We start from the raw sequence: 20,726 nt of genomic DNA, 5'->3' as shown, positions 1-20,726 counted from the left end.
TGTGACTCCCGGCCGGCCGCGGTGGTGGACTCGTCGGTCGCGCTCACGGCAGCAGCCAATCGATCGGGCGCTGGTCCTCCAGGCGGATCGAGCCGGAGGCCACCGTCATGGAGCCCAGCCGGAACGGCGGCCCGTCCGCCGACGACCACTTGTAGCCGGACTTCGTGCCCGACGAACGGTCGAGCCGGACGAGGACGGCCACCGGCCTGCCCTTCTTCGTGAACTGCTCGCCCAACTGGCTGTCACCGAGGAAGGCGGCGATCTGCTGCTCCGACTGGGCGGCCCGGTCGACGGACTTCACATGGCCGCGCAGCACCCCGTACTGCTGGGTCGGCGCGGACTGGACGGTGAGGTCGACGGCCGCGTCCGAGGGAATCGTGGCGGCGTTCTCGGCGGGCACGTACACCGTCGCGTACAGCGGGTCGTCGGCGTCGGCGACCTTCTCCACGGCGGCCACGTTCGTACCCGTGCTGATGATCGCGCCGATCGTGGCGGCGAGCCCGGTGACCCGGCCCGCGGCGACACCGCGTACCACCGTCTCGCCCTTCGCCGTACGGACCTTGAGTACAGGGGCATTCGCGGCGATCCGCTGTCCCTGCTCGGCGACGACCGCGGTGACCTGGCCGGAGACGGGGCTCTGCAGGAGGTAACTGCCCTGCCCGTGCGTGAGGATGGCGGGCGCGCTCACCGTGGACGCCACGGAGCCCGTCACGGCCCAGACCGACGCGGCCGCCATGACGACCACCGTCACGAACAGCACGAGGCAGCCCTGGGGGCGGGCGAAGCGCACCGGGAGGTCGAGCTCCTCCGGCGACTGCAGCTTGGCGAGGGCCTGTTGGCGGAACTGCACGGTCTTCCCTCACCTGCGAGAAATGAGATCCGAACTACGACATCCGTGAGTCCCGGAACCGGGAAGCGGTTCCGGGACTCACGGCACGCTATGCGATCACAGAGGTGATCAGATGCCGGCGACCAGGCCGGTGACCGGGGCGGTGTTCAGGCCGGTCGCGCCCTCAACGGTGCCCACGGCGGTGTCGACCAGGCCGGAAACCGGGGCGATGCCGTCGACGACGCCCGTGACGGTGCCGAGCGCGTTGACCGAGAGGCCACCGGAGACGTTGTCGAGCTCAGCGTCGGAGATCTCGACGGTGGCGACCTGGGGGGTGGAGTTCATGATGGAACTTCCCTTCCTATTGATATTCACAAGGGGGAGAGCGGCCCCCTCTGGGGACAGATGGACGGCCGCGACCGCGGGCGTCCGGAACCCGGAACCGGGAACCGTCGAACGACCCCCGCGGTGCAATGGATCAAAGCACGGTGCCGCGCCACTCATCCAATCAACGACCCATGTGATCAGGGCATTTGAGTGCCGGATCGACTCAACGGTGCAGGCGTGCGCACCTCGCGGTGGCGACTTCTTCACATGCCCCCGGGGTGATTCACATCTCCGCAACAAAGGGTGTCGGCCCGAATCGGGCACACCTCGCCAAAGACGCGGCACGCGACGATCCACTGTGTGGATTCGCCGCGTGCCGTGACCCGGGTGCGTATTCGATGTGCAGATTTGCTGAAGCCGGGATTCCGCTCCCTCGCTCGAACGGGCTGTTACCGCGCGGTGGCGGAGTGCAAGCCGATGGCCTCTGTTACGGGAGTGGCGTCGGCCGCTACGGGAGTGGTGTCAGCCGAGCTTCTTCAGGAGCTCGGCGGCGAGTGGCGCGGAGGAGGCCGGGTTCTGGCCCGTGACGAGGTTGCGGTCGACGACCACGTACGGCGCCCACGGCTCGCTCTCCTGGAAGTCGGCGCCGATCTCCACCAGCCTGTCCTGGAGCAGCCACTTGGCCTTGTCGGCGAGACCGGCCTGGGTCTCCTCGGTGTTGGTGAAGCCGGTCAGCCGGTAGCCCGCGAAGGAGTTGGAGCCGTCCTCCTTGGTGGCGGCCAGCAGCGCGGCCGGGGCGTGGCACACGACACCGAGCGGCTTGCCGGACTCCAGGGCGAGGGTGAGGAGCCGGCCCGAGTCGGCGTTGACGGCCAGGTCCTCCATGGGGCCGTGGCCGCCGGGGTAGAAGACGGCCGCGTACTCGTCCAGGTCCACGTCCTCCACCCGGACGGGGTGCTGCAGCTCGGTGAACGAGCCGAGCGCGGCGGCGACCTTGGCGGCGCCCTCCTCGCCGCCGTTGAGCTCGGGAGCCAGGCTGCCCTGGTCCACGGTCGGCACGACGCCGCCCGGGGTGGCCACGACGACCTCGTGCCCCGCCGCCTTGAACGCCTCGTACGGGGCGACTGCCTCCTCTGCCCAGAAGCCGGTCGGGTGCTTGGTGCCGTCGGAGAGGGTCCAGAAGTCGGCACCGGTCACTACGAAAAGAATCTTTGCCATGCCTCGAAGGTAGGCCGACGGGACACGGAGATCCAATAGGGGACCCATTGGAGGGCATCGGATTTCCAATGGCATCGCGGTAATAGACCCGAATGGCCGTCGGTACGCCCGAATGTCGTCCTTTCGTCACCCGCAACTGAAATGGGCAACGGATCCCGGCCGGGGAACGGATCAGGGCGGTCGTCGTGCGCTGGAACGTCGTGGACTGCTTGACCGTGGTCAGGGCAGCCGCGGCACCGCCCGACGGAGGCCCAACTCCTCGACCGGCAGACCGAGTTCAAGAACCCGGGGAGCGAAGCTTGCCGAGAGGATCTTGTCCGCATCAGCGGTGGTCAGCGTCCTGCGGGCATTGTTCCCCGGCATCGGCGACGGGTGACCCGGGACAGCTGAATCGCGCTTTCGCAAAGGAAGTTGGGGAAAGACGTTGAACGCCACACGCACCGCTTGCGTACCTACAGCCATCCAGGCGCCCGCAGTCAGCTGCCAGACGGCGGCTCGGACCCCCCAGTCCCCAGGAGGTCAAGAAGTTGAGTCACAAGCGGATACCCAAGCGCAAGGCCGTCATAGCCGCAGGAAGCGTGGTGGCGCTCGGCGCGGCGGCACTCATCCTGCCCAACGCGATGGCGTCCCAGACCGATGCGACGGAAGGTGCCGCCCCCAGAACGGTGAAGGCCGCTGAGGCGTCCGACCTCGCCTCGCAGCTGGCCGAACTGCTCGGTGAAGCCTATGCCGGTGCGTACTACGACTCCGGCAAGCAGCAGCTCATCATCAACGTCGTGGGCGATGACAACAACATCATCGTCCAGGCGGAGGAGGCCGGTGCCGTCGTCCAGCAGGTCGACAACAGCACGAAGGAACTCACCGCGGCCTCGCAGACGCTGAAGGCCGACGCGACCATCCCCGGCACCTCGTGGGCTGTCGACCCCAGGACGAACAAGATCCAGGTCACCGCCGACAGCACCGTCACGGGTGCAAAGTGGGACCAGGTGGAGTCGACCGTGAAGAGCCTCGGCTCGGGCATGGCGACCATCAAGAAGTCCGCCGGTACGTTCAAGACGTTCGTCGAGGGCGGCGACGCCATCTTCGGCGGCGGCGCACGCTGCTCGCTCGGCTTCAACGTCGTCGCCGACGACGGCGCCCCGGCCTTCCTGACCGCGGGCCACTGCGGTGTCGCCGCGGCCGAGTGGTCGGACTCCGAGGCCGGCGCGGCGATCGGCACGGTCGAGGCCGCCACGTTCCCCGGTGACGGCGACTTCGCCCTGGTCAAGTACGACGACCCGGCGACCGTGGCACCCAGCACGGTGAACACCGGCCAGGAGACGGTGGAGATCACCCAGGCCGCGGAGGCCGCGGTCGGCCAGGCCGTCATCCGGATGGGCAGCACCACCGGTCTGAACGACGGTGAGGTCACCGGCCTCAACGCCACCGTGAACTACCCGGAGGGCACGGTCACCGGCCTCATCCAGACCAACGTCTGCGCCGAGCCCGGCGACAGCGGTGGCTCCCTGTTCACCGCGGACGGCAGCGCGATCGGCCTGACCTCGGGTGGCAGCGGCGACTGCACCATCGGCGGCGAGACCTTCTTCCAGCCGGTGACCACCGCGCTGGCCGCGGTCGGCGCGACGCTCGGTGCGGGCGACGCGGGTGCCGGTGCCGGTGCCGGTGCGGGCGAGGAGGCCGGCGCTGGTGAAGAGGCCGGCGCGGGCGAGGAAGCCGGTGCCGGTGAAGAGGCTGGTGCAGGCCAGGAGGCCGGCGCTGGTGAAGAAGCCGGTGCCGGTGGCGACGCGGTCGGCGGCGAGGAGCAGGTCGGCGGCGTCAACGACCAGAACGGTGACGGTGTGGACGACGAGTCGGGTCTCACGAACAACCAGTGACCTGAACGTACGTCGGTAACGGCGCCTTGTTGCTTGGAGCGGCTCGGTTCCCCTCGTGGGGGGACCGGGCCGCTCCGCGTGCGGGCGGTGTGCCGTCTGCGGGCCGTGGGGGCTGGGCACGCAGCTCCCCGCGCCCCTGAACGGTGCGGCCCCTCTATGGAGTGGGGCGGGCGCGGAGCAGGAGCAGCGCCACGTCGTCCACCCTTTGTTCCGCCGTTCCGCTGTGTTCCACGAGGGAGTCGGCCACCTCGTCCAGAGGGCGGTCGCCGATCTCGCTGAGCCGTTGTGCGAGGCCGGCCAGCGCGTCCTCGATGTCGACGCCGGGGGACTCGATCAGCCCGTCGGTGTAGAGGGCGAGCAGTGACCCGGGCGGCAGCGCCACGTCGGTCGTCGGATAGGTGGCGGCCGGGTCGATGCCGAGCAGTGGCCCGCCCGCCAGGTCGAGGACCCGCACCTTCCCGTCCGGCTTTCTCAGCAGGGGCGGCGGATGCCCCGCCCGGGCCATCACGAGCTGCCCGTGCGCCGGGTCCAGACGCAGATAGACACAACTCGCGAAGAGTTCCGTACCCAGGTCGATCAGCAGCCTGTTGGTGCTGCTCATGACCTCCCCGGGCGGCTGACCGACGGTCGTGTAGGCACGTACGGCGGTACGGATCTGCCCCATCAGGCCGGCCGCGGTGACGTTGTGGCCCTGCACGTCACCGATCACCGCCGCGGCCTGGCCGCCCGTCGCGCCCTCGCCGCCCGTCGGCACCAGGTCGTAGAAGTCCCCGCCGATCTCCATGCCCTGCGTCGCGGGCAGATAGCGGGCGGCCGCCTCGATACCGGGCAGCGACGGCAGCGAGTGCGGCAGCAGCGCGGCCTGCAGACCGTGCGCGAGCTGATGCTTGGCGTCGTAGAGGCGGGCCCGTTCCAGCGCCTGCGCGATCAGTCCGCTGAGGCTGGTCAGCACGGCACGCTCGTCGGCCGGGAAGGGATGCGGGTCGGCGTACGCGAGGACACAGGTGCCCACCGGCCGCCCGGAGGCGATGAGCGGCAGGAACGCCCAGGCCGCCATGCCGTCGGGCGTGGAGTTCTGGGCCGGGTATAGGCGCTCCAGCTGCTGCCGGGAGTCGAAGAAGGCGGGCACACCGCTTCTCAGGGCGTGCGCCCCGGGAGTCTGCTCGGTCAGCGGCCTCCCGTCGAAGCGCTCCACGACCTGCGGATCCGGATAGCCGCGGTGCCCGAGGACGTGCAGCCGGCCCGCCTGCGTACCGAGGAGCACCAGCGCCTGGCTGCCGACGGCGGGCGCGATCTCGTCCGCGACCAGCTGCACCACGTCCTGCACACCCACCGCCTCGGTGAGCGCCCCGGCCAGGCTCAGCACCTGCGAGATGGTCACGAGGCGCGTGCCGGTGTCCGCGTGCCGGAACCCCGCGGGGCCCTCCCGCGCCACGGCCCGCGCCCGGGTGATCCGCAGGCTCAGCCCGTTCGTACTGGGATGGAGGCGGAACGACAGCCAGTCCGAAGGCGGCCGGAGCGCCACGAACGACGTCGCCTGCTGGCTGAGCAGCGCGGCCCGGTAGCGGTCCTCGTAGACCGGATCGTTGAGCCACGGCACGGTCGCCCACAGCTGGGTGCCCAGCAGGCCGCTGACCGGCAGGCCGAGCAGATCGGCCGCCGCCGCGTTGGCGAAGCTGATCCGGCCGTGCAGATCGAGCGCGCACAGCCCGTACGGCAGCCGCGCCACCATCCGCACGGCCTCCAACGTGCCCAGTGTTCCGGCCACCGTCGCCACCGACGCCGGGGCGATCAGATCGGGCTCCGGATGGATCGGCCGGCCCTCCTCGACGGCCCGCTCCAGGCGCAGCGCGAGCCGGTCGCAGGCTGCGGTGAGGTGGTCCCGCTCCCGGTCGGACAGCTCCGCGGGGTGCGAGCCCGGCCAGGTCACGAAGACCGCCCCGTACGTGGCACGGTCGGTCGCCACCGGCAGCGCGGCCAGCGCGAACGGGTACGGCAGGACGACGGCGATCCGCGGATAGTGGCGGGCCATCTCCTCCTCGCCGCCCACCCACACGAGCCGCCGGTCGCGCGCCGCCTCCGCCACCGGGATCGGCGCGCTCAGGCCCACCCGTTCCCAGGGCGCCGCGAAGGCCCTGGGCAGCCCGGCCATCACCGCCATCTCAAGGACCGGCTCGCCGGGGGTCAGCAGATACACCGCGCCCGAGTGCGCGTGCACGTCGTCCATGAGCGCGGCGAGCGTCAGCGACAGCAGCGGCCGGCCGACCGGCGGCGGGGCGGCGTCCCGGTCCTGCCCGGACACCTGCCAGTCGGACACGCCGACCACCTCCTCCCACGGACACGCGAAGGAGCCCAGGTGACAAGGCTCCCTCGGGAGGGCGGTTCCCGCACGGCGAGGGGGCCGGGCGCCCCGGTCACCGACCTTGGCCGGTTCTTCACGCCCGGGACAGGAGAGAAGTGGGACACGCCTGTCATGGGGCACACACGCAGAGCACGACGGAATCGGCAGACGGAGGGCGGAAGGGACGGACGTGATCCGGGTACTTCTGGTGCACGACGTGTGTCTGGTGAGGTCGGTCCTGGCGGAGTGGCTGCGCCATGTGACCGACTTGACGGTGTTCGACGCCGAGTGGCGCGGCGCGTCCGGGAGCGCCCGATCGCTGCGGCCCGACGTCTGCGCGGCGGATCTCGATCGCGCGGACTCGTACGAGATGCCGCCGCTCGGCGACCTGCGGGGGCCGGGGACGGCGGAGCCCCGGCTGCTGGTGATGGCCACGGCGCGAAGACCTGGTCTCCTGCGGCGCGCGTTCGACGCCGGGGCGCTCGGCTACGTGGACAAGGAGAGCTCGCCGGAGCGGCTGGTCTCCGCGATACGACGGGTGGCCGCGGGCGAACGCTTCGTCGACGACTCGCTCGGTTTCGGCTTCCTCCGGGCCGCCAGCATGCCGCTGACCAGCAGGGAACTGAGCGTGCTCTCACTGGCCGCCGAGGGTGCCTCCGTCGCCGAGATCGCCGGAAGCCTCCATCTGTCCAACGGGACCGTACGCAACTACATGGCGGCGATCACGCGCAAGACCGGCGCCCGCAACCGCGTCGACGCCATCCGGATCTCGCAGGGGGAGGGCTGGCTGTGACGTCTCCGGCAGGCGGGCGGCGGGGCGGGTCGTGGCTCCGCCGGCCGGCGACCAGGCACCGACCAGCTCGCGGTAGAGCGGGGACCGCTCCATCAGCTCGTCGTGGCTGCCGTACGCGGTCCGCCGGCCGTCCATGACCAGCACCCGGTCCGCGCGGAGGGCGGAACTGATGCGGTGCGCCACGACCACGAGCGTGCCGCCCCGCCGGACGAAGGCGCGCTCCACGCGCTCCTCGGCCGCCGGGTCCAGGTGACAGGTGGCCTCGTCCAGCAGGGCCAGGGGAGCGTGCGCGAGGTAGGCACGGGTCAGCGCGATGAGCTGGCGCTCGCCCGAGGACAGGGCCCCGGGGTCGACCTCGGCCGTCGGCCCGCCCAGCCTGTCGAGCAGCGCGCCCAGCCCGAGGGCCTCGGCCGCGCCCAGCAGCTCCCGCTCGGGCACGAGGGTCGGCCGCAGCTGGCCGAGGTTCTCGGCGAGCGTCCCGGTGAAGACGTACGCCTCCTGCGGGATCAGTACGCGGGCGGGGCGCCCGGGGTGGCAGGGGGCGGGGCGGTCGAGCGCCGGGCGTATGCCGACGGAGCCGCCGGTCGGTGCGAGGAGCCCGGCCATGAGGGCGGTGAGAGTGGACTTGCCGATGCCGCTGGGGCCCACGATCGCCAGATGGGTGCCGTGGGCGATGGACAGGTCGAGGCCGTCGATCACCGGCTCGCTTGTGGGGCCGTAGGCGAAGGTGAGGGAGGAGAGGGTGACGGCGGCAGGGGGTCCGGGCGGCGCGGAGCCCGATGCGGGTGCCGGGTCCGGAGTGAGAGCGGCGAGGGCGTTCGTGGGTGCCGGAGTGTCCGGCGCGAGCCGGCGGAGGACGACCGCCAGCCGGGAGCCGCTCGTGCCCAGGCCGTGGATCAGGTTCTGCAGGGCCGGGAGCAGGGACTGCGTGACATAGGCGAGGGCGCCCACCAGCGCGCCGGGCGTGACCCCGTGGGAGAGGAGCCAGGGTGCGGTCGCGAGCAGCAGGACGATCGGGAGCTGTCCGCCGATCGCCAGGGCCACCACCCGCAGGACACCCCAGCGGGCCAGCGACCGCGCGGCACTCTGCTCAGCCGCGATACATGCCCCCGCCTCGGCGGCGACCTGGTCCTCGGCGCCGGCGGCCGTGATGTCCCTCAACCCCGGGCAGACCGCGCCTAGTTGGGCGGCAAGGTCCTCGTCGGCGACGAGGAACGCCTCCTGGCGGCGGGTCAACGGCCGCAGTGTCAGGGCGAACAGGGCCACACCGGCGGCGAGCGGCGGCGCCACCACGAGCAGCAGCGGCGGTGCGAGCGAGAACAGGCCGATCAGGGCGCCGGCGGCGGTGAACACGAACGAGCGCGACACCATCACGAGTCCCGCGAAGGTGTCCCGGGCGATCTCCACCTGCTGGGTGAGCCGGGACAGCGCGCCCCGGTCCGCGTCCCGCACCCCCCGCTCGACCACGTGCCGTACGAGCCGGTCCCGCAACGGCTCGACCAGCGCGGCCACGGCCCCGTAGACCCGCCCGGTCCCGTACGCCCCGACCAGCACGGCGACAGCAGCCGCAGCGAGCCAGCCGAGCCCCACGTCCACCCGACCGGCCAGGAACCCGGCGTCGAGGGCCCGCGCCAGCGCGTACCCGGTGAGGAAGGTCTGCGCGGTCTCCAGTACGGACCACGCGGCGAGCCGTCCGACCACGCGCCGCCTGGTCCGCAGGAAGCGGAGCCCGCGCCGGTGGACGCTGTTGTGCCTGTCAGCCGTGGTGGTGCCGGAGCGCCGGGCACCGCGGGGCGGCTCACCTCCGGGTCGCCGGTCGCTCGGCCGGGCCCCGCTCACGGACTCCCTCCGTTCCGCTCGGCGCCCGGAGGCGCGTCGCCGGTGTGGACGACGCCGTCGCCCGCGTACCCGGCCGCATCGCCGCCGAAGACGGCCCGGTACTCGGGCTGCGCCCACAACTCCGCGTGCCGACCGACGGCTCGCACGTGCCCTCCCTCCAGCCATGCCACCGAGTCCGCCCGTGCCGCGGTCGACGCCCGGTGGGCGACGACCAGGCGGCCGCACCCCGGTGTGCGCCGGAAGAGCGCCTCCGTGACGTGGTGTTCCGTCACCGTGTCGAGGCTCGACAACGCGTCGTCCAGGACCAGCAGCCGCCCGCCACGGGCGAACGCCCGTGCCAGACCGAGGCGTTGGGCCTCACCGCCGGACAAGGGGGCCGCGGCGCAGGGTGTCGCGTAACCGTGGGGGAGGCGGCGTACGAATTCGTCGGCGCGGGCGGTACGGGCCGCCTCCCGGACCCGGTCCGGGGGCGGTTGCGGGTGGCCGAAGCCGATCGTGTCCTCGACGGTCCCGCCGAGCAGGGCGGGGCGTTCGAAGGCGTATCCGATCGCGCGCCGCAGTGCGTGCCGGTCCAGTTCGCGCAGCGGCACCCCGTCGAGAAGCACCTCTCCGGAGTCCGGATCGGCCAGCCGCCCGGCGAGCGCGGCGAGCAGTGACTTGCCCGCGCCCGAGCGTCCGACCACGGCCAGTGTGGTTCCGCCGGGGACGACGAGGTCGACACCGTCCAGCACGGTACGGCCGCCGCGGTTCCGGGCGGTCACGGCACGCAGCTCCAACTGGCCCTGGCCTTGCGGGAGATGGCGTGTCCCGTACACAGCGTCCGGCTCGTCCAGCACCTCGCCGATGCGGCGTGCCGAAGCCCGGGCCTCGACCAGCCCGCCCAGCCGGCCGACGAGCACGCCGACGCCGGTCGCCAGTACGGCGTAACGGGAGGCGGCGAGCAACTCACCGACGGAGAGCCGATGTCGGGTGAGCAGCAGGCCCGCCGTGGCCAGCACCGCGATCTGCAGCAGCGGTGCCACCCCGACGGCCTGTGCGGCGGCGCGTCCCTGGACGCGCCACATCCGGTGGCCCTCGCGGGACAGTCCGGGCAGTGGCCGCAGGATCCGCGCGACCTCCTTGTCGGCGGTCCAGCCCGCCGCGATGGTGCGCGCGCCGTCGATCGCCTCCGCCAGCGCGCCCGCGATCCGTCCCTGCGCGTCCTGGTAACGGGCCACGCACCGCGAGGAGTTGCGGGCGAAGGCCCGCAGCACCGCCACGACGACCGGGACGCCGCCCAGGAACACGAGTGCCAGCAGGGGGTCGATCAGCCAGAGCGCCACGATCGCCCCGAGCGGAGCGGCCAGGGCGGCGAAGAGGCCGGCCAGCGTGGCGGGGGCCGTTCCGGCCTGCGCGGCGTTGCCGACGAGACGCGCGACGAGTTCACCCGGCCCGAACCGGTGCCCGGCCCGGGGTCCCACGCCCAGCACATGGCCCGTGAGCCGCTCGCGCAGCCACGCGGTGGCCCGGGCGTTCGTGGTCGCGCCCAGTACCGTCTCGCACGCGTCGAGCACGGCGAGCACCAGTACCAGGGCCGTGCAGCAGAGCACCCAGTTCGTGGCCCGGGAGGCGTCCGCCAGCAGGGCGTCGAGCGCCCGGCCCAGCGCGGCCGGCAGCAGCAGGCCCGCCGCCGTCCCGGCCAGGGACAGCAAGGCGAGGGCCGCGCAGCGGACGCCACTGTGCCGGGTCGCCGCACGCAGCAGCGCAACGCCGCGCGAGGCCCCGGGCGGCCCCTCCCCACTGGGGATCGGGTACCGCCCGGAGCCGTGTGAACGCGGTGATGTCAGAGACACAGGGTGACGCTGGCCGCGCTGATGCACGAGAGCAGGCTGAGGGTGCTGTTCGCGCCGCCGTCCGTCTGCTCGTCGGATTCCATCGTCTGCAGGTCGAGAAGTGCCATGGTGATGTCCTTTTCTCTCGGTGAAGTCGCCCTGTGGGGACGGGGTTTGGTGTCACGACTCCGCCGGACGGCGGAACCGCGTTTCAGGGCCGCCGTCGAGGCGGCGGCAGGAACGGCAGCTGGGCGAGGGCCTCACCGTCGAGGGCGGCGCCGAGCGCCAGCAGACACCCTGCCGTTCCGGTGCCCAGGTCCATGGAGAGGCGCATCATCTGGTGCCCGGGGAAGGCCAGTTGGCCCTGGTAGGGCATCGCGAACCAGCCGAGCCCGGCGATCTGCTCGGCGAGCTGCCCGGGGTCCGCGCCGGTGCGGCTCAGGTGGAGGATCATGCCCGCCCGGCCCTGGAACAGCCCGGGCTGCGCGTAGAAGCGTGAGGTGGCGGCGGTCAGGATCCGCGAGCGGGCGCGCTCGAACTCGCCCCGGTCGTCCTCGTCTCCGCTGTACTCGCTCCGGCCGCCGCGGTCGCGCGCGAGGGCGAGGTGGTCGTCGATGACCAGACCGATTCCCGCGCTGCCGTCGCCGAGGTAGGGGAGGGTGCGTCGGCCCTCATCGACCTCCAGGCCGCCGCCCCGCTGGACGACACAGCACTCCAGGTCCCGCCGCAGCGCCTCGGCGGCCGAGGTCAGCAGCTCGGGGTCACCGGTCGACTCGTACCGGCGCAGCAGGAACAGCGCGGGCCCGCTCGCGCCGCGGAGGAGTCCGGCGCGGCGCTTCCTCGGTTCGGGCCGCGGCTCGGCCGCCCGCTCCCGGAGGATCCGTGCCACCTCCGCCGCCCGGAGGTCCAGTTCCGGCTCCCCGGTCGTGCGTGCCAGCCGGTCGAGCACCAAGGCGAGCCCGGCGAGCCCGCCCTTCAGGTCGGAGGACAGCTTCCGCCACTTCTCCTTGAGCACGGTGTCGACGAGGTCCAGTGCCCGCTGCCGGTGTCCGAGCAGGTCGAGGACGTACGCGACGCCCGCGAGACCGTCGTACAGGCCGAGCGGCGTGCCCGTCGGCACCGGGTCGGTGTGGTCGAGCAGCCAGCGCTCGCCCTCCTCGTACCGGTCCGCGCCAGCCTCCGCCAGGGCGTACAGCACGCCCGCGGCCCCGTACGCCAGCCCGAGTCCGCCGCCGTCGGAGAACTGGGCGATGTCGCCGGGGAAGAGCCGGTCGTCGCGCTCCGGTGTGGCCGAGGCGAGGATCGCCTTGACCATCGAGTCACGGCTGTAGGGCCAGTCACCGGGCTCGGCGAGCCCGGCGTACGGCGAGGTGTTCGCGGGCGATGGCGATGCGTTCACGGGCGGCGGCAGGAAGGCCGTCGCGGAGGACGGTGAGGCAGTCGTGCGGGAACCGGGGTCCCGGGTGATCTCGGCGACCGCCTCGGCGAGGAACTCCCGTGGCACGTCAGGGAACTGACCGGTGATGATCTCGGCGAGGTGTGCCGCCTTCGCCCGGTCCACCACGAACAGCGTGGTGACCGGCATGAACATCGCGAGCCGCAGACACGCCAGCGCGTACCGGTCCACGTCCGCGCCCGTCCGGTCCGGCGGTGCGAAGAACCCCGGGTGGGCGACGATCTGGCGGCCGTCCTCCTCGATCGGCGCCGCGGCCTCGAAGTCGAGGAGGGCGACCGACCGTTCGTCGGAGGCGACCATGATGTTGAACATGTGCAGGTCGTTGAAGGCGATGCCACGCGCGTGCACCGCCTCGACCGCCTCCTCGACCAGCCCGTGAACACGCAGCGCCCACGCCGTGTAGTCGGCGACGGCGGCGGGATCCGGGTCGGCGGTGAGCAGTGGATGGCGTTCGGCGAAGAAGGAGTTGAGCGGCCGGCCCTCCAGGAAGTCCATGACGAGGAAGCGGTGTTCGCCGAGCATGAACCAGTCGCGCACCCCGGGCACCACACCGAGACCGGCCAGCCGCTCCAGGGCGTACTTCTCCCGGCCGAGCCGGGCCACGGCGTCCGCCCCGTCGGCGGCGAGCCCCGCGTGCGGCCGGCCCTCCTTGAGGACGACCCTGCTCCCGTCGCGGGTGTCGACGCCCGCGTACACGCCACCGCCGTTGGAGAAGTGCAGCGCCTTCTCGATGCGGTACGGCAGCTCGCCGACCGTCGTCGTGTTGCGCGCGGCGAGCTGCGGTTCCAGGAACGCGGGCAGGGTCACCCACTCCGGCACCTGGAAGGAGGGCGCCCGCCGGTCCGGCACGCGCCGTCCGTCGCCGTCCGTCACCGCGGGCACCAGCGCGCCGCGCTCGTCGACGACGAAGGACCGCGCGAACGCCCCGTAGCGCACATACAGCGGACCGTCGTTCCAGCGCAGGTCGGTGAGGATGTACGGCCCTTCGAGACCCGCCAGCAGTGTGCCCAACTCCTCCAGTACGACCTGGAGTTGGTCCTCGTCCGCGGGATAGACGGTGACGAACTTGCCGCTCGTGTCGCGGGCGGCGTACTTGACGTTCCGCAGCTGCAGCAGCTGCGGACCCGGCACGAACTTGAAGGGGATCAGCCGGGGCACGCAGTAGTCCCACACGGCTGCCGCGATCCGCTCCGCGTTCTCCCGGGTGGCCGAGGCGTGGATCTTCCACCCCTGGACCGGTCCGGACCGTGGCCGGCCCTCCCCGTCGACAGGGGTCATCGTCAGCCAGTCCCCGATCCGGGCCGCCCGCCACCCCTCGGGCACCGCCCGCCGGGCCGTCTCGTAGCCGGGCGCTTCGCCGCGCCCCTCCCCGGTCAGCCGGTCCGGCGTCTCGTAGAAGAACCTGTCGGCCAGCGCGTAGACCTCGTACCGCTCGTCCATCGCATTCCCCTCGACGGCTGCCGAGCCTTCCACCCCACGAAGAGCCCGGACAGTCACGGCTGTCACGAGGTGACCGTGAGGAATGCACGGGTCGGGTCGCGTTCGGTCTCCTTCGGACGGTCCCCGACAGCCGCGCCGGTGTGATGTTCGGCGTCGCGCATACCCCCGGACGGCCGCACCCTGTGCCGAGACGGCCCGAGACGGCCCGAGACGGCCCGAGACGGCCCGAGACACGCCGTGCTCCGGGACATACGGAGACATACGTCCCGCAGTCGCCCGGGGACCCGCCTCCTGGACTCCCGCCCGACCCGGGCCCCGACCGATGACCTGCCTCCGAACGGTCACAGGGGCTGCGCCGCCGTCCCGGAAGCGCTGTAATTGCGGACGTGGTCAGTGAGGGCGCTGCGGAACGCAGAACGAGAACGCTGCGTACCGAACTTGCCCTCAAGGCGCTTCACACGGACCTCGGGACCTCCGAACGACTACGGAGCGTGCTCGAACAGGCACTCGTGTTCGGTGGCGCGACGCTCGCCACCGTGTACGCGCCGGGCGACAGCGGTGACCAACTGTGTCTGATCGAGGCGGCGGGCGTACCCCGGTCCCTTTACGGGCTGCGCGACAGCTACCCGCTCTCCGGTGGCTCGCCCGCGGCGGACGCCTACCGTCTCGGCCGGTCCCTGTGGCTCAGCCCCGAGGAGCTCGCCGTACGCCCCGGCGCCCGCCCCATGCCCGCGGGGGACTTCTGGCTGGCCGCCCTGCCGCTGGCCCCGGACCCGCGCGGCGGAGGCTGTCTGGTCGCCGTGAACGAGAACCCGGGTGGCTTCGACACCGAGGACCGCACCTGCCTCGCACTGCTCGCCGAGGCCGTCTCCTTCCCGCCCTCCACCGGAGCCGGGTCCGAGGACTCCGACGACCTGCCCAGCAGCTCGTTCAGCCTGGCCATGGACACCGGGCGCGTCGAGGTCGACGACGAGATGCTGGAGCTGTTCGGGCTCGCCCCCGACCAGTTCGACGGCAAGGTCGAGACCCTGCTGGGGATGGCCGTGCCGGAGGATCTGCCCTCGCTGATGTCCGTGGTGGAGTCCGACCACATGTCCGTCGGCGAGCGCGAGCTGGAGTTCCGCATCCTCCAGCCCTCGGGCGACCAGAGGTGGCTCAGGCTGCGCGCACGCCTCCTGCCTGCCGCCGACGGGCGCCCGTCCCGGCTGGTGGGCACCGTCGCCGACGCCTCCAAGCTCCGCTCCGGCGGCAACGAGGTCGCCCGCGTCCAGCGCCTCGCCGCGGCCCTCGCCACCGCGGGCACCGTCCACGACGTCAGCCAGGCCGTCGTCACCGCCCTGCGCCGGCCCCTGAAGGCCGACCGGATCGCCCTGGCCGAGCTGGAGGGCGACCGCCTCGTCGTCACCGTCCTGGACCCGCCCGAACCGGAGGCCTGGCCCGAGGTCTGGCGCTCGGAGTGGCGCTCGGAGTGGCCCGACGCACCCGTACGCACCATGCCGACCCTGGCGGCCGCCCTGCGCGACGGCCGCGCGGCCATCTGGCCGGCCGGAACCCCGCTGGAGGCCACGCTCGCCGAGGTCGGCCCCGGCGGCCTCGCCATCCTCCCGCTGCCGGCCGGCAGCGGCAGAATGGCCGGCGCCTGCCTCATCGGCTGGGACACCCCGCACGACTTCGGACCCGACGAGCGTGCCCTGCTCACCGCCTCCGCCGGTCTCGCCGGCCAGGCCCTGATGCGCGCCCACGCCTTCGACGCCGAACACGAACTCGTCGGCATGCTCCAGCGCACCCTCCTCCCGCGCAGACTGCCGCCCCTGCCGGGCGCGGAGGCCGTGGCCCGCTATCTGCCCACCACGGCGGGCCTGGAGGTCGGCGGCGACTGGTACGACGTGATCCCGCTGCCCGACAGCCATGTCGCCCTCGTCATCGGCGACGTCCAGGGGCACAACGCCCAGGCCGCCACGCTCATGGGCCAGATGCGCACCGCGCTACGCGCGTACGCCGTCGAGGGCCACCCGCCGGACGTGGTCGTCTCGCACGCCAACCGGCTGCTCATGGACATGGAGACCGACCTCTTCGCCACCTGCTGCTACGTGGACGTCGACATGGCGGAGGGCACGGCCTGGTGCGTACGCGCCGGACATCTGCCGCCGGTCCTGCGCCACCCGGACGGCACAACCGAGATCGTCGTCACCGAGGGCGGACCACCGCTGGGCGTCATCACCCAGGCCGACTTCCCGATGAGCCCGCTGCCGCTGCGGCCCGGCACCGTCGTGGCCCTCACCACCGACGGCCTCGTCGAGTCCTCCGAGCTCGACATGGAGGACGGCCTGAACCGGCTGTGCGACGAGCTGTCCGCCGCCGACCCCGCCCACCTCGGACTCGTCGCCGACGCCCTGCTCGCGAACGCCAACCGCAGCGACGACGTGGCCCTGCTCCTCATGCGCTACGACGGCCTCGACCTGCGACCGCTGCGCGAGAGCTGGACGGTGTGGCGCGTACCGCAGGCAGTCCGCCACGCCCGCCGCTTCACCCGGCGCACCCTGCGCGCCTGGGGCGTGACGGAGGAGTACGACGCCATCCTCCTGATTGTCTCCGAACTGGTCACCAACGCCCTCGTGCACACCGACGGCCAGGTCCGCTTCGACCTCACCCTCATCAACGACCGCCTGCGCATCGCTGTCGCCGACGCCTCACCACGGACGCCCATCAAGCCCACCAGCATCGGCTGGGAGGCCACCGGCGGCCGCGGCATCCTCCTTGTCGAGGCCCTCTCCGTGACCTGGGGAACAGTCCCGGTCAGCGGTGGCAAACAGGTGTGGGCCGAGATCGCCGTGACCGGACCGCCCGTCACCGAACCACTCCTCGCCGAACCGCCCGTCCTAGGCTGATCGCGTGCGCCTCCTCCTGCTGTCCGACACCCACCTCCCCAAGCGCGCCAAGCAACTCCCCGCGCCACTGCTCGCCGAACTCCCGCGCGCCGACGTCGTGATCCACGCGGGCGACTGGGTGGACACCGCCACCCTCGACCTCCTGGAGAGCCGCTCGAACCGGGTCATCGGCGTGTACGGCAACAACGACGGCCCGGAGCTGAGGGCCCGTCTCCCCGAGATCGCCCTGGCCGACCTGGACGGCCTGCGCGTCGGAGTGGTCCACGAGACCGGCGCCGCTCAGGGCCGGGAGGCGCGGTGCGCCGCCCGCTTCCCGGACCTCGACGTCCTCGTCTTCGGCCACAGCCACATCCCCTGGGACACCACGGCCCCGACCGGCCTGCGCCTCCTCAACCCGGGCTCGCCCACCGACCGCAGGCGCCAGCCGCACTGCACGTACATGACGGCGGCAGTGAAGAACGGCGAGCTCACCGACGTGCAACTGCACCAGCTGCCGCCCCGGAAACCGGCGGGCGGCTGACGGTCCGGGGCTGACGGTCCGACGGAAAACCAGTGGACGATGAGTGTTCCGGCGGATGGGATGGGTCGGCCGCTTCCCGGTCCGCATCCAGGAGTTGACCCTTGTCATCCGGTGACCCGCATGCCCACGACGACGTGACCATCGACGCCCATCTCGTCCGCCGTCTGCTCGCCGCCCAGTTCCCCCAGTGGGCCGAACTCCCGATCTCACCGGTTCCCCGCTCAGGGATGGACAACGCGACCTTCCGGCTGGGCAACGTCCTGTCCGTACGGCTGCCGCGCTACCCGCGCTGGGTCGGACAGGTGGAGCGGGAGCACCGCTGGCTGCCGCTGCTCGCCCCGCAGTTGCCGCTCACGGTGTCCGAACCGCTCGCGGCGGGGGTGCCGGGGGAGGGCTATCCCTTCCCCTGGTCGGTCTACCGGTGGCTGGAGGGCGAGACGGCGACCACCGAGGGGCTCGCGGATCCGGTGCGGGCGGCCGGGCAACTCGCCGAGTTCATCAGGGCGTTGCGGAAGATCGACGCCACCGACGGCCCAGGACCGCACTGGAGCAACGCGTTCCGCGGGGTACCCATGGGCGACGAACGAGACTCGCTGGCAGCCGACGCCGTGGTCCGGCCGAAGATCGCCAAACTGAAGGGCGTGGTGGACACCGACGCGGTGACGGCGGTGTGGGACGCGGCGCTCACGGCACCCGCCTGGGACGGACCGCCGGTCTGGTTCCACGGCGACCTCGCGACCGGCAACCTGCTGTCCGCCGACGGCCACCTCAGCGCGGTCATCGACTTCGGCACGCTGGGCGTCGGCGACCCCGCCGTCGACGTGCTGCCCGCGTGGAAGTTCCTGCCCGACGCGGCGCGCGGCACCTTCCGCGAGGCACTCGGCGACGACGACGCCACCTGGGCGCGCGGACGCGGCTGGGCGCTCGCCGGATCACTTCCCGTGCTCGACGACCCCTTCTTCCAGGAGGACCCGGCCCGAGTGACCACCGCCCTGCGCCACCTCGAAGCGATCATCGCCGACCACCGCGAGGAGACCTGACACGCGCCGACGTCTCAGGCGCAGGACGGCCGTCGTCCAGGTGGGCCGCCGCGAAGGCTGCGCCTCGTCACTGCTCCCGCGGGTGGATCTCCCCGGCCGTCGCCGTCAGCGGGGCGCCGCTGCCGCCCCAGCGCAGCGCGACGATCTCGGCGGCGACGGACACGGCCACCTCCTCGGGCGTACGCGCTCCGAGGTCGAGGCCGACCGGCGAGCGCAGCCGGGCCAGTTCGGCCTCGCCGAGCCCGCCGTCCCGCAGCCGCTTCATCCGGTCGTCGTGCGTACGCCGACTGCCCATGGCCCCGATGTACGCGGCCGGCCGACGCAGCGCCTCCTCCAGGAGCGGCACGTCGAACTTGGGGTCGTGGGTGAGGACGCAGATCACCGTGCGTTCGTCGGTCGGGGTGGCGTGCAGATAGCGGTGCGGCCACTCGACGACGACCTCCACGCCGGCCGGGAAGCGTTTCGGGGTGGCGAAGACGGGCCGGGCGTCGCACACGGTGACCCGGTAGCCGAGGAAGGCCCCGATCCGGGCCACGGCGGCCGCGTAGTCGATCGCCCCGAAGACCAGCATCCGCGGCGGGGGAGCGAAGGAGTTCAGGAAGACGGTCACGGCGTCCTCGCGCCGCTCACCGCGCGGGCCGTAGTGCCGCTGCCCCGTGGCGCCCAGGGCCAGTTCGCCCCGCGCGTCGGCGGTCACCGCCACATCCAGGCCGGTCGTGCCGAGCGTGCCCGACACCTCGTCCTCCCAGACGGCGAGGGTCGCGCCACGCCGAGCCGGGCCGTCGATCACCGTCGCCACGGTCACCGGGCGGCCCGCGGTCACCGACTCCGCGACCGCCCCGAAGGACGGGTCGAGGGCGGCCGTGACGGGCCGTACGAGGAGGGTGATCTCCCCGCCGCAGGTCAGACCGACGGCGAACGCGTCGTCGTCGCTGTACCCGAAGGTTTCGAGCCGTGCCTCGCCGGACTCCACCACCTCCTGGGCCAGCTCGAACACCGCCCCTTCGACACAGCCGCCGGACACGCTGCCCACGACCTCGTCACCGGGGCCGACGGCCATGGAGGCGCCCGGATCCCGCGGCGCGCTCCGGCTGACGGCGACGACCGTGGCGAGACCGAAGGCGGAGCCCTCCGCGTACCACCGGCCGAGCGCCGGGAGGATCTCACGCATCGCCCGCTCCTCTCACCACCGCCGCCAGACGTTCCAGCGCGGCCAGACTGTGCCCCTCTACGAATGAGTCAACGCTCGGCAGCGCCGCCGCCATACCGGCGGCCAGGGGCGCGTAGCCGGGACGGGCCTTGCGCGGATTGGCCCAGATCACCCGGTGCGCCAGCCGGTGCAAGCGTCGCATCTGGGCCGCGAGCAGCTCCGGATCGCCACGCTCCCAGCCGTCCGACAGCACGACGACCACCGCGCCGCGCGCCATACCGCGCTGCCCCCACCGGTCGAGGAAACCCCGCAGCAGCTCGCCGAGCCGTGTGCCGCCGCGCCAGTCCGGCACGGCCGCCGCGACCGCGGCCAGCGCGGTGCCGGGGTCGCGGTGCGTCAGCTCACGGGTCACCCGGGTCAGCCGCGTACCGATCGTGAACACCTCCGTACGCGCCCGCCCGCCGTGCGGGGCGGCATGCGCGGCGGCGTGCGCGAACCGCAGCAGCGCGTCCGCGTACGCGGCCATCGAGCCGCTCACGTCCACCAGCAGCACCACCCGGCGCGGTCGCTCGGCCCGCGCCCGCATCCGGGGCGGCGCGGGCTCGCCGCCCCGCCGCAGCACCTCCCGCACGGTGCGCCGCGGATCGACGACCCCGCGCCTGGCCGGCCGCATCCGGGCGGTACGCCGGAGCTCGCCCCGCAGAGCGAACGCGGCCAGCAGCCGCCGGAGTTGACCCCGCTCGGCGTCGGTGAGCCCGGCGAAGTCCCGGTGCCGCAGCACCTCGGCGGAGCTCGCGAGGGCCGCTGTCGGCACGGCATCCCGTTCGCCCTCGACCCGCGCACGAGGGGCGGGCCCCGCGTCCCGTACGGTCATCCGCAGCCGTGGCGGGGGAGAGGCCCGCATCCCCCGGCCTTCGGACGCCGCGCCCCCGAAGTAGGCGGCGAACACCCGGTCGTACCGCTCCAGATCGTCCCGGCTGCCGCACAGGGTCAGCCGCCCCGACCAGTACACGTCGGACCGCATGCCTGGCCGCAGCACGTCGAGCGCGCCGAGGAAGGCCTGTACGCGATCGGGCCCCGCCTCGACCCCGGCGGCGCGCAGGGCCCGGGCGAAGCCGACGAGGACGGCGGGCACGTCGACGGACGCCCCGGCGCGCTCATCGACGCCGGCCTCGCGCTCCGTCCCGGTCACCTCACGCC

At 72.9% G+C, this 20,726-nt stretch carries 14 protein-coding genes and 1 pseudogene; 5 read left to right on the top strand and 10 right to left on the bottom strand.

From position 1 onward, the window contains the following. Positions 1-43: 43 nt before the first annotated feature. The 3 genes from ACH4YP_RS00125 to ACH4YP_RS00115 form a co-directional block, all read right to left on the bottom strand. Positions 44-850, bottom strand: a complete 807-nt coding sequence (locus tag ACH4YP_RS00125; RefSeq protein WP_398488630.1) for an HlyD family efflux transporter periplasmic adaptor subunit — start codon at positions 848-850, stop codon at positions 44-46. A 108-nt stretch (positions 851-958) separates the two neighbouring features. Continuing rightward, positions 959-1,174 carry a type A2 lantipeptide gene (locus ACH4YP_RS00120; RefSeq protein WP_361065913.1) on the bottom strand — a complete coding sequence of 72 codons (216 nt, stop codon included), beginning with the start codon at positions 1,172-1,174 and terminating at the stop codon, positions 959-961. Between the two features lie 504 nt (positions 1,175-1,678). Continuing rightward, a complete protein-coding gene (locus ACH4YP_RS00115) occupies positions 1,679-2,374 on the bottom strand; it encodes a type 1 glutamine amidotransferase domain-containing protein (protein WP_361065910.1) in 696 nt (231 codons plus the stop codon). 527 nt (positions 2,375-2,901) lie between these two features. On the opposite strand from ACH4YP_RS00115, the gene ACH4YP_RS00110 reads away from it, so the two are divergent. Then, the gene (locus tag ACH4YP_RS00110) at positions 2,902-4,248 is read left to right on the top strand and encodes a S1 family peptidase (protein ID WP_398488629.1); all 1,347 of its coding nucleotides are present in this window, start codon (positions 2,902-2,904) and stop codon (positions 4,246-4,248) included. A 154-nt stretch (positions 4,249-4,402) separates the two neighbouring features. Here ACH4YP_RS00110 and ACH4YP_RS00105 read toward each other — a convergent pair whose 3' ends face one another. Beyond that, positions 4,403-6,574, bottom strand: a complete 2,172-nt coding sequence (locus ACH4YP_RS00105; protein ID WP_398488628.1) for a SpoIIE family protein phosphatase — start codon at positions 6,572-6,574, stop codon at positions 4,403-4,405. A 385-nt stretch (positions 6,575-6,959) separates the two neighbouring features. Here ACH4YP_RS00105 and ACH4YP_RS00100 point away from each other — a divergent pair. After that, positions 6,960-7,298 (top strand): annotated as a pseudogene (locus tag ACH4YP_RS00100) (LuxR C-terminal-related transcriptional regulator); the annotation flags it as partial. Here the strand turns inward: ACH4YP_RS00100 and ACH4YP_RS00095 are convergent. The 4 genes from ACH4YP_RS00095 to lanKC form a co-directional block, all read right to left on the bottom strand. Further along, on the bottom strand, positions 7,224-9,221 hold the full coding sequence (locus ACH4YP_RS00095) for an ATP-binding cassette domain-containing protein (protein ID WP_398488627.1): 1,998 nt from the start codon (positions 9,219-9,221) through the stop codon (positions 7,224-7,226). The pseudogene ACH4YP_RS00100 and the gene ACH4YP_RS00095 sit on opposite strands and share 75 nt — an antisense overlap. After that, entirely contained in the window at positions 9,218-11,047 is a 1,830-nt protein-coding gene (locus ACH4YP_RS00090) for an ABC transporter ATP-binding protein (protein ID WP_398489416.1), read from the bottom strand. The genes ACH4YP_RS00095 and ACH4YP_RS00090 overlap by 4 nt, the downstream gene beginning before the upstream one ends. Further along, the gene (locus ACH4YP_RS00085; RefSeq protein WP_055617622.1) at positions 11,044-11,160 is read right to left on the bottom strand and encodes a SapB/AmfS family lanthipeptide; all 117 of its coding nucleotides are present in this window, start codon (positions 11,158-11,160) and stop codon (positions 11,044-11,046) included. The genes ACH4YP_RS00090 and ACH4YP_RS00085 overlap by 4 nt, the downstream gene beginning before the upstream one ends. 83 nt (positions 11,161-11,243) lie before the next feature. Beyond that, positions 11,244-13,928, bottom strand: coding sequence for a class III lanthionine synthetase LanKC (gene lanKC / locus ACH4YP_RS00080; RefSeq protein WP_398489415.1), 2,685 nt, complete (start codon positions 13,926-13,928; stop codon positions 11,244-11,246). A 386-nt stretch (positions 13,929-14,314) separates the two neighbouring features. Between lanKC and ACH4YP_RS00075 the strand changes: the two genes are divergently transcribed. The 3 genes from ACH4YP_RS00075 (at position 14,315) to ACH4YP_RS00065 (ending at position 18,376) form a co-directional block, all read left to right on the top strand. After that, positions 14,315-16,816, top strand: a complete 2,502-nt coding sequence (locus ACH4YP_RS00075) for a SpoIIE family protein phosphatase (RefSeq protein WP_398488626.1) — start codon at positions 14,315-14,317, stop codon at positions 16,814-16,816. Positions 16,817-16,820: 4 nt separating this feature from the next. Then, positions 16,821-17,336 carry a metallophosphoesterase family protein gene (locus ACH4YP_RS00070; protein WP_398488625.1) on the top strand — a complete coding sequence of 172 codons (516 nt, stop codon included), beginning with the start codon at positions 16,821-16,823 and terminating at the stop codon, positions 17,334-17,336. A 101-nt stretch (positions 17,337-17,437) separates the two neighbouring features. After that, on the top strand, positions 17,438-18,376 hold the full coding sequence (locus ACH4YP_RS00065) for an aminoglycoside phosphotransferase family protein (protein ID WP_398488624.1): 939 nt from the start codon (positions 17,438-17,440) through the stop codon (positions 18,374-18,376). Positions 18,377-18,443: 67 nt separating this feature from the next. Here ACH4YP_RS00065 and ACH4YP_RS00060 read toward each other — a convergent pair whose 3' ends face one another. Next, entirely contained in the window at positions 18,444-19,547 is a 1,104-nt protein-coding gene (locus tag ACH4YP_RS00060; RefSeq protein ID WP_361072975.1) for an XdhC family protein, read from the bottom strand. Continuing rightward, on the bottom strand, positions 19,540-20,718 hold the full coding sequence (locus ACH4YP_RS00055; RefSeq protein WP_398488623.1) for a VWA domain-containing protein: 1,179 nt from the start codon (positions 20,716-20,718) through the stop codon (positions 19,540-19,542). The genes ACH4YP_RS00060 and ACH4YP_RS00055 overlap by 8 nt, the downstream gene beginning before the upstream one ends. Positions 20,719-20,726 lie beyond the last annotated feature (8 nt).

Origin of the sequence: Streptomyces sp. NPDC020747, from assembly GCF_044334695.1 — a bacterium.
Lineage (GTDB): Bacteria > Actinomycetota > Actinomycetes > Streptomycetales > Streptomycetaceae > Streptomyces.
The sequence above is the reverse complement of the archived record's forward strand: the minus strand, read 5'-3'. Positions and strand labels throughout refer to the sequence as shown.